Origin of the sequence: Nonomuraea sp. NEAU-A123 (assembly GCF_018603905.1) — a bacterium.
Lineage (GTDB): Bacteria > Actinomycetota > Actinomycetes > Streptosporangiales > Streptosporangiaceae > Nonomuraea.
In genome coordinates this window covers 62,842-76,701 of record NZ_JAHFZZ010000010.1, presented here as the reverse complement: position 1 = coordinate 76,701, position 13,860 = coordinate 62,842, and the positions used below count along the sequence as shown (strand labels likewise).

Annotated in this window: 15 protein-coding genes and 1 pseudogene; 7 read left to right on the top strand and 9 right to left on the bottom strand. The window is 69.1% G+C overall.

Going from position 1 to position 13,860, the window contains the following annotated elements:
• Positions 1 to 268: 268 nt before the first annotated feature.
• The 3 genes and pseudogenes from KLK06_RS30405 to KLK06_RS63155 all read left to right on the top strand — a co-directional run.
• Entirely contained in the window at positions 269 to 1,333 is a 1,065-nt protein-coding gene (locus tag KLK06_RS30405; RefSeq protein WP_214639090.1) for a zinc-binding dehydrogenase, read from the top strand.
• The gene (locus tag KLK06_RS30400; RefSeq protein ID WP_214639089.1) at positions 1,330 to 2,115 is read left to right on the top strand and encodes a sugar phosphate isomerase/epimerase; all 786 of its coding nucleotides are present in this window, start codon (positions 1,330 to 1,332) and stop codon (positions 2,113 to 2,115) included. The genes KLK06_RS30405 and KLK06_RS30400 overlap by 4 nt, the downstream gene beginning before the upstream one ends.
• Positions 2,046 to 3,290, top strand: a pseudogene (locus tag KLK06_RS63155) (hypothetical protein); the annotation flags it as partial. The gene KLK06_RS30400 and the pseudogene KLK06_RS63155, both read left to right, overlap by 70 nt.
• A 9-nt stretch (positions 3,291 to 3,299) precedes the next feature.
• Here KLK06_RS63155 and KLK06_RS30395 read toward each other — a convergent pair.
• Both KLK06_RS30395 and KLK06_RS30390 read right to left on the bottom strand, forming a co-directional pair.
• Entirely contained in the window at positions 3,300 to 4,403 is a 1,104-nt protein-coding gene (locus KLK06_RS30395; RefSeq protein WP_214639088.1) for a zinc-binding alcohol dehydrogenase, read from the bottom strand.
• Positions 4,396 to 5,352 carry a Gfo/Idh/MocA family protein gene (locus KLK06_RS30390; RefSeq protein WP_214639087.1) on the bottom strand — a complete coding sequence of 319 codons (957 nt, stop codon included), beginning with the start codon at positions 5,350 to 5,352 and terminating at the stop codon, positions 4,396 to 4,398. Before KLK06_RS30390 ends, KLK06_RS30395 begins: the two co-directional genes overlap by 8 nt.
• Before the next feature lie 105 nt (positions 5,353 to 5,457).
• Between KLK06_RS30390 and KLK06_RS30385 the strand changes: the two genes are divergently transcribed.
• Positions 5,458 to 6,429: a glucosyl-3-phosphoglycerate synthase gene (locus tag KLK06_RS30385; protein ID WP_214639086.1), complete on the top strand. Its 972-nt coding sequence runs from the start codon at positions 5,458 to 5,460 to the stop codon at positions 6,427 to 6,429.
• Positions 6,426 to 7,556, top strand: coding sequence for a glycosyltransferase (locus tag KLK06_RS30380; RefSeq protein WP_214639085.1), 1,131 nt, complete (start codon positions 6,426 to 6,428; stop codon positions 7,554 to 7,556). Before KLK06_RS30385 ends, KLK06_RS30380 begins: the two co-directional genes overlap by 4 nt.
• Here KLK06_RS30380 and KLK06_RS62535 read toward each other — a convergent pair.
• Positions 7,528 to 8,322 (bottom strand): universal stress protein, encoded by a 795-nt coding sequence (locus tag KLK06_RS62535; protein WP_308168513.1) that lies wholly within the window; start codon positions 8,320 to 8,322, stop codon positions 7,528 to 7,530. The two genes, KLK06_RS30380 and KLK06_RS62535, sit on opposite strands and share 29 nt — an antisense overlap.
• Positions 8,323 to 8,485: 163 nt before the next feature.
• Between KLK06_RS62535 and KLK06_RS30370 the strand changes: the two genes are divergently transcribed.
• On the top strand, positions 8,486 to 9,043 hold the full coding sequence (locus KLK06_RS30370) for a phosphatase PAP2 family protein (protein ID WP_214639084.1): 558 nt from the start codon (positions 8,486 to 8,488) through the stop codon (positions 9,041 to 9,043).
• On the opposite strand, the gene pip is transcribed toward KLK06_RS30370, so the two are convergent.
• The gene (gene pip, locus KLK06_RS30365) at positions 8,988 to 9,959 is read right to left on the bottom strand and encodes a prolyl aminopeptidase (RefSeq protein WP_214639337.1); all 972 of its coding nucleotides are present in this window, start codon (positions 9,957 to 9,959) and stop codon (positions 8,988 to 8,990) included. The genes KLK06_RS30370 and pip overlap by 56 nt on opposite strands.
• Positions 9,960 to 10,021: 62 nt before the next feature.
• Between pip and KLK06_RS30360 the strand changes: the two genes are divergently transcribed.
• A complete protein-coding gene (locus KLK06_RS30360; protein WP_214639083.1) occupies positions 10,022 to 10,933 on the top strand; it encodes a threonine/serine dehydratase in 912 nt (303 codons plus the stop codon).
• Positions 10,934 to 10,937: 4 nt separating this feature from the next.
• Here the strand turns inward: KLK06_RS30360 and KLK06_RS30355 are convergent, their stop codons facing one another.
• The 5 genes from KLK06_RS30355 to KLK06_RS30335 form a co-directional block, all read right to left on the bottom strand.
• The gene (locus KLK06_RS30355) at positions 10,938 to 11,513 is read right to left on the bottom strand and encodes a hypothetical protein (protein WP_308168512.1); all 576 of its coding nucleotides are present in this window, start codon (positions 11,511 to 11,513) and stop codon (positions 10,938 to 10,940) included.
• An 80-nt stretch (positions 11,514 to 11,593) separates the two neighbouring features.
• Positions 11,594 to 12,013 carry a large conductance mechanosensitive channel protein MscL gene (gene mscL / locus KLK06_RS30350; protein WP_214639082.1) on the bottom strand — a complete coding sequence of 140 codons (420 nt, stop codon included), beginning with the start codon at positions 12,011 to 12,013 and terminating at the stop codon, positions 11,594 to 11,596.
• 43 nt (positions 12,014 to 12,056) lie between these two features.
• Positions 12,057 to 12,254 carry a DUF397 domain-containing protein gene (locus KLK06_RS63150; RefSeq protein ID WP_214639081.1) on the bottom strand — a complete coding sequence of 66 codons (198 nt, stop codon included), beginning with the start codon at positions 12,252 to 12,254 and terminating at the stop codon, positions 12,057 to 12,059.
• 139 nt (positions 12,255 to 12,393) lie between these two features.
• A complete protein-coding gene (locus KLK06_RS30340) occupies positions 12,394 to 12,582 on the bottom strand; it encodes a DUF397 domain-containing protein (RefSeq protein WP_214639080.1) in 189 nt (62 codons plus the stop codon).
• A gap of 114 nt (positions 12,583 to 12,696) precedes the next feature.
• Complete coding sequence (locus KLK06_RS30335; protein WP_250906269.1) at positions 12,697 to 13,548, bottom strand: helix-turn-helix transcriptional regulator; 852 nt, start codon at positions 13,546 to 13,548, stop codon at positions 12,697 to 12,699.
• Positions 13,549 to 13,860: the final 312 nt, after the last annotated feature.

Sequence of the window (13,860 nt, the reverse complement as noted above, 5' to 3'; positions counted from 1 at the left end):
CACAACTAGCGGTGCGATACCGAGACCCGTCTGTACCCCTGCCGTGTTCGTTCACGGCCTTTCTGGGCGCGCCGATCAAGGAATGCCACCCCGGGGCGGGTTATGTCGGTAAGATCGCTTACCGGAAGACACTCTGGTAAAAACCCAAATTTAGGTAGTCCGCTCTGGCGGAAGTCGTAGACTTAAGAGTGTTCTGAGCACGACTATGGTGTGCAAACGACTACTAAACCTTAAACTTTTGTCTGATCATAAAGCGTAAGTGTGGAGAATGCGCGTCATCACATTTGAAAAGCCAGGCCGTGTCCGCGTCGGCCTGGAGTCGCCCGCCGAGCTCGAGCCGGGTTGCGTGCGTGTCCGCACGATCTACTCGGGCGTCTCCGCCGGCACCGAACTCACCGCCTATCGCGGCACCAATCCCTATCTCACCCGGAAGTGGGACGCGGAGCAGCGGCTGTTCCTCGAGGGACAGACGCACGCCTACCCGCTGACCGGCTGGGGCTACCAGGAGGTCGGCGAGGTGGTGGAGGCGGCGCCCGATGTGGCCGACCCACCCGTCGGCCACCTCGTCTGGGGCATCTGGGGTCACCGGGCCGAGGCGGTGGTGCCCGCGGAGAAGCTGGTCGGCCACGTGCTCCCGCCCGGCGCCGACCCGCTGGGCGGCGTCTTCGCCCGGGTGGGCGCGATCGCGCTCAACGCCGTGCACGCCGCCGACGTGCATCTGGGCGACCAGATCGCGATCTTCGGGCAGGGCGTCATCGGCCTGCTGGCCACCCGCCTCGCCGTGCTGAGCGGTGCCCGGGTCGTGGCCGCCGACGCCATTCCGGCCCGCCTCGAGCTCTCCAGGCAGTACGGCGCGGCCGAGACGTTCGACATCACGTCCGGGTCCGTGGCCGAGTTCATCCGCAAGCGGATCGAGGGCGCCGACACGGCCATCGAGCTGAGCGGCAGCCACCTGGGCCTGCACGAGGCGATCAGGACCGTCCGCAGGGGCGGCAGGGTCGTGGCCGGCGGCTTCTACCAGGGCGACGGCATCGGGCTCCGGCTGGGCGAGGAGTTCCACCACAACCAGGTGCAGCTCGTCTCCTCCCAGATCGGCGGCGTCGCCTCCTGGCTGTCCCAGCGCTGGGACGTCGAGCGCCTGCAGCGCACGTTCATGGACCTCGTCCACGCGGGTGAGATCGACGTGCGCAGCCTGGTCAGCCACATCGTGCCCGTCGATGGCGCGCCCAGTGCCTTCGACCTGATCGACAAGCACCCGTCCGAGGTGCTCCAGCTCGTCTTCGAATTCGAGGATTCACCGATCCAAGATTCGCCGAAGGAGGAGTCACCGTGAAGCTCGCCGTACAAGAGCAGCTTCTGCCCGGCCGTTCCCTGCAGGAGAAGTTCGCGTTCGCGACCGACGCCGGGTTCGACGCGATCGAGCTGCGCGGGAAGGGGGACTTCCACTTCGCCAACCGGCTGACCGAGCTCAAGCGGGCGCTGGCCGACGGCGTGGTCATGCCGACGGTGTGCGTGGACATGCCGCACTTCATCGGCGACTTCGACCCCGCCAAGCGCATGGACGCGATCCAGCAGCTCAGGTCGCAGCTCACGGTCATCGCCGAGCTCGGCGGCATCGGGGTGATGACGCCCGCCTCCTGGGGGCAGTTCTCGCGCAGGCTGCCGCCGTTCGAGCCGCCGCGCGGCGCCGACCAGGACCGCGAGGTGCTGACGGAGGCGCTGGGCGTGCTCGGCGAACACGCGCAGCGCAACGGCGTGCTGATCATGCTGGAGCCGCTCAACCGCTACGAGAACCACATGGTCAACACCCTCGCCGAGGCCGTGTCGTACTGCTCGACGGACTCCATCAGGGTCGTCGGCGACACCTACCACATGAACATCGAAGAGGACGATCCCTGCCGCTCGCTGATGGATGCGGCACCATACCTCGCGCACATGCAGATCAGCGAGTCGAACAGGAACGAGCCCGGCACCGGCCACCTCGACTGGGGCGCGCAACTGGCCACGCTCGACGCCCTCGGCTATGAGGGCTATCTCGCGCTCGAATGCCGTCTGCGCGGCGAGGCCGAGATCGTCCTTCCGCAGACGGCGGCCTTCATCAGGAAGTTCCTATGATCCTCCGTGACGCCGTGCGCGTGCTGGTCGCCAACTGGGACGGCAGCTACACGGTGCCCTCCCGCCGCCTCTATCCCCACCAGTGGAGCTGGGACTCCGCCTTCATCGCGATCGGCAACGCCCGCTGGTCACCGCGCCGGGCCAGGTCGGAGCTGCTCGCCCTGTTCGGCGCCCAGTGGCGCGACGGCAGGGTGCCGCACATCGCGTTCAACCCCAAGGTGCCCGAGGGCGCCTACTTCCCCGGCCCGGAGTTCTGGGAGGCGCGGGCCCCGTCCGGCTGGGCGACCTCCGGCATCGTGCAGCCGCCCGTGCACGCCCTGGCCGCCTGGCAGGTGCATCTCGCCGAGCCGAACCCGGCCTTCCTGCGCAGGATCTATCCCCGGCTGGTGGCGCAGCAGCAATTCCTGCGCACCGCGCGGCGGTCGCCCGAGGGGCTGATCTCGATCGTGCATCCGTGGGAGTCGGGGATGGACAACAGCCCGGCCTGGGACGCCCCGCTGGCCGCCGTCGAGACCGGGCCCGCCGGCGTCACGCGCAGGGACCTCACCCACGTCAGCGCCGACGAGCGGCCCACCGATCTCGACTACGAGCGCTACACCGAGCTGGCCCGCGCCTACCGCGACACCGGCTACCGCCGGCCTGGGGCGTTCTGCGTCGAGGACCCGCTGTTCAACGCCGCCTACGGCGTGGCGGAGCTGACGCTGGCGAAGATCGCGAAGGTGTGCGGCGGCGACCCGGAGCCGCATCACCGCGAGGCCGCCGCGGTCACCGCGGCCATGGTCGAGCATCTCTACGACGACGGCCTCTTCCAGGCCCGCGACGTGCTCACCGGCTGCCTGATCCGCTCCAACAGCGCGGCCGGGCTGGTGCCGCTCATGCTGCCCGACCTGCCGCGCGACATCGTCAACGCGGTGATCGGCACGGCGCTCGACCGGTTCGGGCTGAAGGACGGCGTGCTGCCCAGCTTCGCGCCCGCCGCGCCGGAGTTCGACCCGGCGCGCTACTGGCGCGGGCCGAGCTGGATCAACCTGACCTGGCTGGTCTGGCAGGGACTGCGGCACCGCCGCCCCGACCTGGCGGCCCCGCTCGCCGACGGCATGATCAGGGCGGTCACGGAGTCCGGCTTCCGCGAGTACTTCGACCCGTTCAGCCTGCAGGGTCACGGCTGCCACGACTTCAGCTGGTCAGCCGCGCTCATCCTCGACGTGGTCGCGGAGCACGGCCTGGACGGAGTGCCTCCGGCGCGCGGCGAGATCGGCCAGGAACTGGGGGGCCTCGGCGAAGCCGACGACATCGGTGATCACGTGCTCACGTAGCCCGTCGCCCCGCTGCCTGAGCAGCGCGATCGTCTCGTACGACAGCCGCTCCCGATCCCAGGCGTGGGCCAGCCCGCGCGGCACCCGGCCGATCTGGGCGCAGCGCAGCGAGAGGCCGTTGTGGTGGAACTCCTCACCCAGCCGCACCTCATCGGCGCCGTCGGTGTAGAAGGCCAGGTCGATCACCGTGCCCTGCGGTCTGATCAGCCTCAGCGCCAGGGCGAGGGCGCGCGGCCTGCCGCGACATTGGAAGACCACGTCGGCGCCGCGGTCGCTGGGCGCGTGCCGCCAGCGTCGCTTCAGTTCGACGGCCGGATCCTCGTCGAAGGTCAGGACCTCGGTACCGAGCGCCTCGGCGATGTCCAGCCTGGCCGGGGTCTCGTCCACGACCACGACCTCCGCCGCGCCGTACGCGAGGGCGAAGGACGCCGTCAGCAGCCCGACCACGCCCGCGCCGACGACGGCCACGCGCCGCCCGCGTACGCCGTCACCGAGATCCCTGACGCTGGGACCGTGCAGGTCGGTGGCGGCGTGCAGCAGCCCGTTCGCGCAGATCGGCCCCATGTGGGCGACGAAGACGCCGAGCATCGGGTCGAGGTCGCCGGGCAGCTCCACGAACCGGTCGGTCATCGGATCGGCCACGTAGCCGGTGCGGTGCCCATAGGCCATCGCGACCAGCGCTCCCTCGCGCACGGCCCGCGTACGCGTCTCCACTACCCTGCCCACCTGCATGTATCCGATGCCGCGCACCGGATAGCCGATCGACGGGGTGCCCTCGGTGAACAGCCCCAGCGCCGGATCCCAGGTCGCGGACAGGTAGGGGTTGCTGCCTTTGACGTAGGTCAGTTCGGTGCCCGCCGAGATCCCGCTGTACGTGGTGGCCACCCGGAACCCGCCGTCGGGCACGGCCGGGAGCTTCTCCTCGACCAGCGTGATCTCCCCCGGCGCCTCGATGCTCAGCACCTCACACATCGGGTGTCGTCACCGGCCTTCCTTCGGCCGCGGACCGCGCGAGGGCGAGCGCCAGCCGGTGGGTCTTCAGCGCCTCCCGGTACGGCACGCGCACATCGGCCTCCTTGCCCTGAACGGCGTCGATGAAGGTCCGGTCCACCCGCACCTTCGCCTCCCCGCCGTCCTGGACGGTGGTCTCGCCGTCCACCAGCAGCCGGTCCTCGCTCAGGTCGAGCGAGACGCCCTCGGCGTGCACCTCCAGCCCCGCCCGGTGCTTGCGCGCGAGCAGGCTGGTCGCGGCGAGCAGGCCGGCGGCGCCGCCCGCGAACCGCAGCACCGCCGCCGTGGCCCGATCGACCTCTCCGTCCGTGGCGTTCTCCGCCGGCACGGCGTGCACCATCGTCACCTCGCCCACCAGGACCCTGGCCAGGTCGAGGACATGGACGGCCTGCTCGACCAGTTGGCCGCCCGACATCTCAGGCTTCAGCCACCAGCCGACCGGGGGCACTTTGTCCAGCCAGTGGCCCAGTGCCAGCCGTACCGGACGGTTGGCCAGCACCTCGCGGGCCTGGTCGACGATGTCCAGGTAGCGCCAATGGTGCCCGACCGCCGAAGGCAGGCCCCGGCGATCTATTTCGGTGGCGATCTTTTCCGCTGTGGACAGGTCAAGCGAAAGCGGCTTTTCTACAAAAATCGGGAGATTGCACGATAGAACATCCTGTTCCGGGTTACCGTGCGCGAAAGGAGGCACGCAGATATAGACAGCGTCCAAACCGCCGGCGTCCAGAAGATCGGAATGGTTGCCGTAGGCAGGGCAGCCGTGCCGCTCGGCCAGAGCCCCGGATCTTCGGGGATCTGTGTCGGCGACTCCCGCGATCGTCACGTCGGAGAAACCGGACAGCACGTCCGTGTGACGAGCGGCGACATTTCCGGCACCGATGATGCCGACCCGAGTAGTAGTGGGGAACACAGTCCGGCTTATCCCACAATTACGTGGAATGAAACAAACATGTTCGAAGATGTATTGACGGGGCAGATGTCGCCGACCTGACCAGAAGAGATCGGGGCTAACCGCATGGAGACAGATCTGCGCGCATTGGCCAAGGTCCAGGAGTGGTACGGGCCGCACTCGAGCGTCGCAGCCGAGTGGCCGGTCGACGCCCTCCTCTTGGCCAAGGGAAGGACCACGGTAAGCGTTGTCTTGCCTGCCCGTGACGAAGAGCGGACAGTTGGCAACATCGTCGGCGTGATCCGTCGCGATCTCGTCGAGCGGGCGCCGCTCGTGGACGAGATCCTCGTGGTCGATTCGAACTCCACCGACACGACCGCCGCCCGGGCGGCCGCGGCGGGGGCCCGGGTGGTGGCGCAGGACGCCGTGCTCGCGCATCTGCCGCCGCTGACCGGCAAGGGAGAGGCGCTGTGGAAGGGGCTGGCGGCCGCCAGCGGGGAGCTGATCGTGTTCGTGGACGCGGACCTGCGTAATTTCGGCGCGCACTTCGTCTCCGGGCTGCTCGGGCCGCTGCTCGTCGACAAGCGGATCCAGTTCGTCAAGGCCGCCTACGAGCGGCCCTACACCGGCGCCGACGGGGTGCTGTCGCGCGGCGGGGGCGGGCGGGTCACCGAGCTGGTCGCGCGGCCGCTGCTCAACATGTTCTGGCCGGAGCTGGCGGGGTTCGTCCAGCCGCTCGGCGGGGAGTACGCGGCCCGCCGCGAAGCGCTGGAGAAGGTGCCGTTCGTCACCGAGTACGGGGTGGAGTTCGGGCTGCTGGTGGACCTGCTGGAGCTGGTCGGGTTGGACGCGATGGCCCAGGTGGATCTGGGCGTCCGGGTGCACGGGCACCAGGCCATGCCCGCGCTGGGCCGGATGGCCGGGCAGATCATGCTCACCGCCTGGTCGCGGCTGGAGCGCCAGGGCCGCGTGCTGTCCGCCATTCCCCCCGAACACCGGCTGCTGCAGTTCGGGCTCGACGGGCAGGCCGACCTGGTGGACATGGCCGTGGCGGAGCGCCCGCCCCTCGCGTCCCTGGCCGTCGAGGACGTGGCATGAACGTCCTGGTGAACGCCGGACCGTGGCTGCCGGTGCCGCCTCCGGGCTACGGCGGGATCGAGAACGTGGTGGCCACGCTGGTCCCCGCCCTGCGCGAGCGCGGGGTGCGGGTGGTCCTGGCCTCGGTCGGATCGAGCACGCTCGAGGTGGACGAGCTGATCAGCGTCTTCGACGAAGGCCAGTTCGCCGAGCTGCAGAAGCCGTACAACCAGGTCATGGGCCTCGCCCACGCGCACCAGGCCCGCGTGGCGCTCGAACTCGGCCGCCGCGACGACCTCGACCTCGTCCACGATCACCTGGAGGTGGTCGGCCCGGCCGTGCTGTCCGCGCTCGGCGGGCCGCCCGTCCTGCACACCCTGCACTGGGACCTGCGTAAGCACGCCGCCTTCTACGGGGCGTTTCCGCAGTCGATCGCGGTCAACGGCGTCTCGCACTCCCAGCTCGCCCGCGCGCCCGCCGCGCTGCGTGCCGCCTCGCTCGGCGCCATCCACCTGGCCACCCCGCTCGCCGACCGCGACCTGCGGACCGAACGGGGCGAGCACTTCATCGCGATGGGCCGGATCTGCGGGCTCAAGGGCACGCACGTGGCGGCCAGGATCTGCCAGAAGCTCGGCCTCCCGCTGGTCCTCGCGGGCCCGGTGAGCGGCCTGAACACCCCCGCCGAGCTGGAGGCCGTCGTCCAGGACCCGGACCATCCGCTGAACGGTCACCCCGACGTCCGCTACCACGTGCACGCGGTCACGCCCTACCTCGACGGCGACCTGGTGAGCTGGGTCGGCTCGGTGGGGGGCCAGACCCGCGACGAGCTCTACGCCTCGGCCCGCGCCGCCCTGTTCCCCATCCAGTGGGACGAGCCCGGCGGCACGGCCGTCGTCGAGGCCCTCGCCCTGGGGGTGCCGCCGGTGGGGCTGCGCCGCGGCTGCCTGCCCGAGATCATCGACCACGGCCGGACCGGGTTCCTCGCCGACACGGAGGAGGAACTGGCCGAGTGGATGCTGCGGGTGGACGAGCTCGATCCCGAGGAATGCCGCAGGGAGGCCCGCCGCCGCTTCTCGCCGGCCGTCATGGCCGACCGCTACCTGGAGCTGTACGGGGAGGTCAGGAGAACCCGCGCGGCAGCACGGTGACGGGACAGGAGGAGGCCCGCAGCACCTTCATCGCCAGCTCCCCGAGGAACACCCGGTGCGGCTGCGCGTCCTCACTGGCCGCGCAGATCAGCAACTCGCCGGGCTGCCATGCGAGCGTCTCCAGCGCCGCGGCCACGTCGTGCCCGTCGGCGATCTCCGCCTCCGCCTCGATCCCGGTCGACTCCCAGGCCAGCCGTACGGCCAGTGCCAGGTCGTCCCCGAGCCGACCCGGATCCTCCGTACGCAGGTCGAGCGTGATCAGCCGGAGCGGCACGCCGAGCCTGAGCGCGGCCTGCGCGACCCGCTCGACGGCCTCGTCGCACTGCGGGCGGTGGACGTAGGCGAGCGTGAGCCGGGCGGGCTCGTCCGGCGGCTGGTAGCCGGCGGGCGCCAGCATCACCGCCTCGGTCGACAGGTGGAGCAGGTGGTCGGAGGTCGCCCCGATCGAGATGCGGCCGTTCTGGCCGCCGTCCGCCGAGCCGACCACGATCAGGTCGGCCCTGATCCGGCTGGCCAGCACGGACAGCCCGCGCCCCGGACCCCTGCTCTCGAACGCCATGTACTCGGCCGGCGCCCCGCCCAGCTCCTCCGCCGCGTGCGCCAGGTTGGCCTGCGCCTCGACCGCCTGCCCCGGGCTGCCCGGCGGGTAGATCGCGGCCACCGTGAGCTCGCCGCCGGTGACCCGCGTGATCGCGGCGCCCAGGGCGAGAGCGTCGCGTCCCCCTGACTCGCCGGTGTAGCCGACGATCACGTGCTCTCCGATCACGACTGCCTCCCTACCCGATCTGAACTGGGAATACGCGGGGCCTGCCGGTCCTGTCGGTCGGCGGCGATCTTCGGCCCGTTGGCCTCTCGGACTTTCGGCCGAGGCGCCGGGCGATGATCGTTCGTAAGATTGTGTCCATTACCCGTTCATGGATTGGACATGTGTGTACCGCGACATCGTCGACTTCGCTCTCACCACGCCCGCGTGGCTGCATACCCTCGCCGAGGTGGGCACAGACGCCGGGCTGTTCGTCTTCGCGGCGCTGTTCGCGCTGTGCTGGTGGCGGGCGAGGAACGCGCCGGCGCGCGACCTGGCGATCCCGATCGCCGGACCCGCCGGTGTGGTGTGCGCGTACGTGCTCAGCGAGGTCCTGAAGACGTTCGTCCAGGAGGAGCGGCCGTGCCGGGGCGGGATCGCGACGATCGCCGAGTGCCCGCCCCCGAGCGACTGGTCGTTTCCGAGCAACCACTCCGTCATCGCCGCCGGCGCCGCAGGGGCGCTCATCCTGGCCTGGCGCGCCCTGGCCTGGGTGGTGCTCCCGCTGGCGGCGGTCATGGCGTTCTCGCGGGTGTTCGTCGGCGTGCACTATCCGCGTGACGTCGCCGCGGGCCTCCTGATCGGCTTGGTGCTGGCCCCGCTCTGCACGCTGCTGCTGGTGGGGGCCGTCACGCCGATGGTACGGCTGGCGCGAAGCCGTCTGTCGCCGCAACGAGCCGGCTGACGATCCCCGGCTCGGTGGCGGCGTGCCCGGCGTCGTCCACCACCTCGAAGCGCGCCTCCGGCCACGCCTTGTGCAGGTCCCAGGCGGTGGACATGGGTGTGCACACGTCGTGGCGGCCCTGCACGATGACGCCCGGGATATGGCGGATCCGGTCCACGTTCTTGATCAGCTGCTCGGGCTCGAACCAGCCGAGGTGCGTGAAGTAGTGGTTCTCGATCCGCGCGAACGCCAGCGCCATCTTCGCCTCGCCGAACTCCTCCACCAGCTCGGGATCGGGCCGCAGCGTGACCGTCTTGCCCTCCCACTGCGCCCACGCCTTGGCCGCGGCCAGCCGCTCCTCGGGATCGTCCCCCTCCAGCCGGGCGCGGAAGGCGGCGATCAGATCACCGCGCTCCTCGACGGGGATCGGCGCGAGGAACGACTCCCAGGCGTCCGGGAAGAGGTGGGAAGTGCCCTCCTGGTAGAACCAGTGGAGTTCGCCGGGGCGGAGGGTGAAGATACCGCGCAGTACCAGTTCGGTGGTCCTGTCCGGATGCGTCTGCGCGTACGCCAGGGCCAGGCTGCTGCCCCACGACCCGCCGAACACCTGCCACCTGTCGATGCCCAGGTGCTCGCGCAGCCGTTCCATGTCGGCGACCAGATGCCAGGTGGTGTTGGCCTCGAGCGAGGTGCCCGGATCGCTGGCATGCGGCAGGCTCCGGCCGCAGTTGCGCTGGTCGAACAGGACGATGCGATACAGCTCGGGGTTCCACTGGCGGCGATGCCCCGTGCCGCAGCCACCGCCGGGGCCGCCGTGGAGCATGACCGCGGGCTTGCCGTCCGGGTTGCCGCAGACCTCCCAGTAGATCTGGTTGCCGTCGCCGACGTCGAGCAGGCCCGAGTCGTAGGGCTCGATGGGCGGGTACAGGGTTCTCATTTGGTGCATCGGTCCTCTTTCCCCCCACCTGTCATCGATCACCGAGAACGTATGGTGGGCGTATGGAGCTGGTAACGATCGACGATATCCGTGCGGCGGCCGAGCGCATCAAGCCAGTCGCGGTGCGGACCCCGCTGGTGTCCATGGGAGAGGTCTGGGTCAAGCCGGAGAGCCTGCAACGGGTGGGATCGTTCAAGATCCGCGGAGCCTACAACGCCGTCGCCGCGCTGCGGCCCGACGGGGTCGTCACCCACTCGTCCGGCAATCACGGCCAGGCGCTGGCGTACGCGGCCAAGCAGTTCGGCGTGCCGTGCGTCGTCGTGGTGCCCGAGGGGACGCCCGAGATCAAGGCGGCGGCGATCAAGGGACACGGCGCCGAGCTGGTCGTCGTACCGCCCGAGCAGCGGATCGTCGCGGCCCTGAAGCTGGCCGAGGAGCGCGAGCTGACCATGGTCCCGCCGTACGACCATCTGGCGGTGATCGCCGGTCAGGGCACGATCGGCCTGGAGATCGTGGCGGATCTGCCCGACGTCGAGGTGGTGATGGTGCCGGTCAGCGGAGGCGGCCTCGCCTCGGGCATCGCCGCGGCCGTCAAGGCGCTGAAGCCGGACGTCACCGTGCTGGGCGTCGAACCGGAGCTCGCGGCCGACGCGGCCGAGAGCCTGGCGGCGGGGCGGCTGGTCAGCTGGGAGCCGGCCAGGACCTTCCGTACGATCGCCGATGGGTTGCGGGCTGAGCTGTCCGAGCTGACGTTCGCGCACCTGCGGGAGCACCTCGACGGCATCGTCACCGTGTCGGAGGACGAGATCCGCCACGCCATGGGCCACCTGGCCCGGTCTGCCCGCCTGGTGGCGGAGCCGAGCGGAGCGGTCACGACGGCGGCCTACCTGTCGGGCCGCGTCCCCGAGGGCCGGACGGTGCTGGTGCTGTCCGGCGGCAACGTCAACCCGGACCTGTTCCGCCAGGTCCTCTGATCCGCTAGGCGGTCCAGTCGTGGCGGGCGAGGAACGACCGGTCTCCGGTGGCGTACTCGTGGAAGGCCCGCTGGACCTCCGCCAGCTCGGCCACCATCGTCCGCGCCAGCGTCTCTTCCTTGTACTCCAGCTCGTAGCCGGGGGACACCTGGATGAAGTGGCGCCCGAAGTTCACCAGCGTGACGAACGGGTTCTGCGGCGACATGGTGGCCAGCACGTCATGCACCAGGCCGAGGTCCGGATCGTGCACGATCATGCCGTTGCCGGTGTGGAGCTGCATGCCCTCATAGACGCCGAGCGGCGCCACATTGTGCACGAGATCGCGCTGCGGGTCGTAGCAGACGAGCCCGTGAGCCCGCGCGACGGTGAACACCTGGGCCGACATCTCGTCCATCGTGTCGAGGTCCATCGTCACCAGCACATGTCCCGGATAGACCGTGACCACGCCGGGCAGCTCTTTGGCGACCTCCGGCACGACGTCCGCGACGGGTTCGCTCTTCTTGACCGCGAGGTAGGCGGCCCGCGCCTGATCCCTGCTGATCGGCGCGGACTCGTCCCAGACCATCAACTCAACGCTCACCCGCTCATCTTGTCGGATAGAGCCGGACTTGGTGCCACTCACCCCCGGACAAGCGGGTACGCCCATCTTCATGACCGCGTCTAGCGCGGCTTCTCGGACTGCGGAACCAGTTCTGCGGTGCACTGGGCGCATCGGCGCGCCTCGATGGGGATCTCGCTCAGACATTCCGGGCACGGCCTGGTCGTCGCGGCCTTGTTCTTGTCGAACAGGCTGACCAGCCGGGTCATCGGCATCACGATCAGCCAGTAGACCACCGCCGCGATGATCGCGAAGGTGAGCAGGTGGTTGAGGAAGTCGCCGTACTTGAACTGGCTCCCGTTGACGGTGAACGAGTAGTCGGCGAAGTTCGGCTGCTTCCCCCCAGCGATCGCGCCGATCAGCGGTGTGACCAGATCGGAGACCAGCGCCTGCACCAGGCCGCTGAAGGTCGCGCCGATGATCACCGCGACCGCCAGCTCGACGATGTTGCCACGTAACAGGAAACTCTTGAAACCGCCCATGGCATCGGTAAGTAGCCGGGCAAGGAACGGTCAAACCTTGTGGCTAGATGGTGTCGAAAGTCCCGGCTTTGATGCCGTCTCGGAAGCCTTCCCAGTCGTGCCGGGTCAATGACAGATGCGCTCCCGTGGAGTCTGTGCCGACTCGGAGGAGGACTCTGTCGGCTTGGTTCGCTACCTCCACGCAATTGCCGTTGTTGCACGAGTGCCAGGTCAGATCGCGCGGAGCCTGGGGGGAACTCATGCGGTACCTCGCAGGGGGTCGGCGGCAGGGCATGGTGCTCCGCCATGGTAACCCGACATCTCGCCCATACTGGGAGTGATGGGGCGGATGTCACGCAAGGGGCAGGCAGCTTCCGCCCGCCCCCGCACGTTGTCGAGCGCTACCCCTTGATGCTCCCGATGAAGCTGGCCCACTCTTCAGGAGAGAACTGCAGGATGTCGCCCCCAGCCACCTTGGTGTCGCGGACGGCGATTCGACCGTTCGGAAGCTCCGCCACGGCGACACAACTGCCGTTGTTGCAGCGGGAAGAGACCCGCCACTTAGGCTCCAGCTGAGGATGCGAGGTCATTGTCACTCTCCTGCCTAGGAACGGCGGGTCTCCTAGCAGGAGCGCGCCGTGTTGAATACGACGCATGCTAAACCCCGCTTGGCAAGTGCCGTGGGTAATTTCGGTGAAACGTTTTCAACCTTTGTGAGCTGCGAAGACATCGCGCTGCTCCAATATCCGTTTCCGGGAGTCGCCGGGGTCGAGTGCGGCGGCGCGAAGATGGTTCAGCACCTCCTCGAAGCGATCGAGCTGGCTGGGCTTCTCCAGGAAGATCTGGCCGGCGAGGGTGTCGAAGTAGACGGTGTTGGCCACTCCGGCGCTTTGGGCGAATCTCAGCAGCATGAACGCGCTGTCGAATCCCATGTGAGCGCCGATGGTGTAGGGGACGACCTGAATGGTGACATGCGGCAGGTGGCTCAGCTCGGCGAGCTGGGTCAGCTGCGCCGCCATGATCGGTGGGCCGCCGACATGGCGGTGCAGCGCGGACTCGTCGAGCAGGACCCAGTAGCGCGGTGGCGACGGCTTGTGCAGGGTCTCCTGGCGCTTCATGCGGACCGCCACGCGTTCATCGAGCACGTCCGCCCCGATGCGCGGCAGGAATCCCTGGATCACGGCCCTGGCGTAGTCTTCGGTCTGGAGCAGCCCCGGAATCGTGGTGGTCTCATACTCGGCGATCTCGACGGCCTCGGTCTCCAGCCCGATGAGCGGCCGGAAGCCCACGTCCTCCGAATCCTGCCACCAGCTCAGCTGTTGCGCCTCGCGGGCGAGCGTCATCAGCTCTGTCGGATCGGCGACCTCGTAAAGCCGGCACAGGTCGCGGACGTCGCGCAGGCTGGCCCGTCGCTGGGCCGTCTCGATGCGGCTGACCTTGGCGGGGGAGCAGAGCAGTTGCTCGGCGACCTCGGCGATGCTCAGTCCGGCCTCGGCGCGCATTTCGCGTAGCCGCTTGGCCAGTTGCCGCTGGCGCAGGGTGGGGTTGGCCATCATCCCTCATCCATCTGGGCGGCGCGGTCGGAAATCGCCACGCGCAGAGACTCGATGATCTCGCGGAAGCGGGGTGATTGCCCACCCTCCGGAGGGAAATGGGCTATCTGATATTCGATATCCGGAAATGTCGGATTCGCTGATCATCGCCGATCACCTCTTCGTGACGCCGTGCCGAGATCCTATGCCCAGGTGATTGCCTGCGGCATGTGAGTAAGGCAAACGTCACCGACATGTTCCTATGGCAATTGCCATAGGCATGCGCATTTCGGGTAAACAACCACTGAGAAGAAGGAGGACGTGATGCCCGTAGGA

What these genes read in the sequence shown, in the direction of transcription:
- KLK06_RS30335 (WP_250906269.1), bottom strand. Translation starts at nt 13,548, where the DNA reads ATGATGGCCAACCCCACCCTGCGCCAGCGGCAACTGGCCAAGCGGCTA.
- KLK06_RS30395 (WP_214639088.1), bottom strand. Translation starts at nt 4,403, where the DNA reads ATGTGTGAGGTGCTGAGCATCGAGGCGCCGGGGGAGATCACGCTGGTC.
- KLK06_RS30405 (WP_214639090.1), top strand. Translation starts at nt 269, where the DNA reads ATGCGCGTCATCACATTTGAAAAGCCAGGCCGTGTCCGCGTCGGCCTG.
- KLK06_RS30385 (WP_214639086.1), top strand. Translation starts at nt 5,458, where the DNA reads ATGGAGACAGATCTGCGCGCATTGGCCAAGGTCCAGGAGTGGTACGGG.
- KLK06_RS30340 (WP_214639080.1), bottom strand. Translation starts at nt 12,582, where the DNA reads ATGACCTCGCATCCTCAGCTGGAGCCTAAGTGGCGGGTCTCTTCCCGC.
- pip (WP_214639337.1), bottom strand. Translation starts at nt 9,959, where the DNA reads ATGAGAACCCTGTACCCGCCCATCGAGCCCTACGACTCGGGCCTGCTC.
- KLK06_RS30380 (WP_214639085.1), top strand. Translation starts at nt 6,426, where the DNA reads ATGAACGTCCTGGTGAACGCCGGACCGTGGCTGCCGGTGCCGCCTCCG.
- KLK06_RS63150 (WP_214639081.1), bottom strand. Translation starts at nt 12,254, where the DNA reads ATGAGTTCCCCCCAGGCTCCGCGCGATCTGACCTGGCACTCGTGCAAC.
- KLK06_RS30360 (WP_214639083.1), top strand. Translation starts at nt 10,022, where the DNA reads ATGGAGCTGGTAACGATCGACGATATCCGTGCGGCGGCCGAGCGCATC.
- mscL (WP_214639082.1), bottom strand. Translation starts at nt 12,013, where the DNA reads ATGGGCGGTTTCAAGAGTTTCCTGTTACGTGGCAACATCGTCGAGCTG.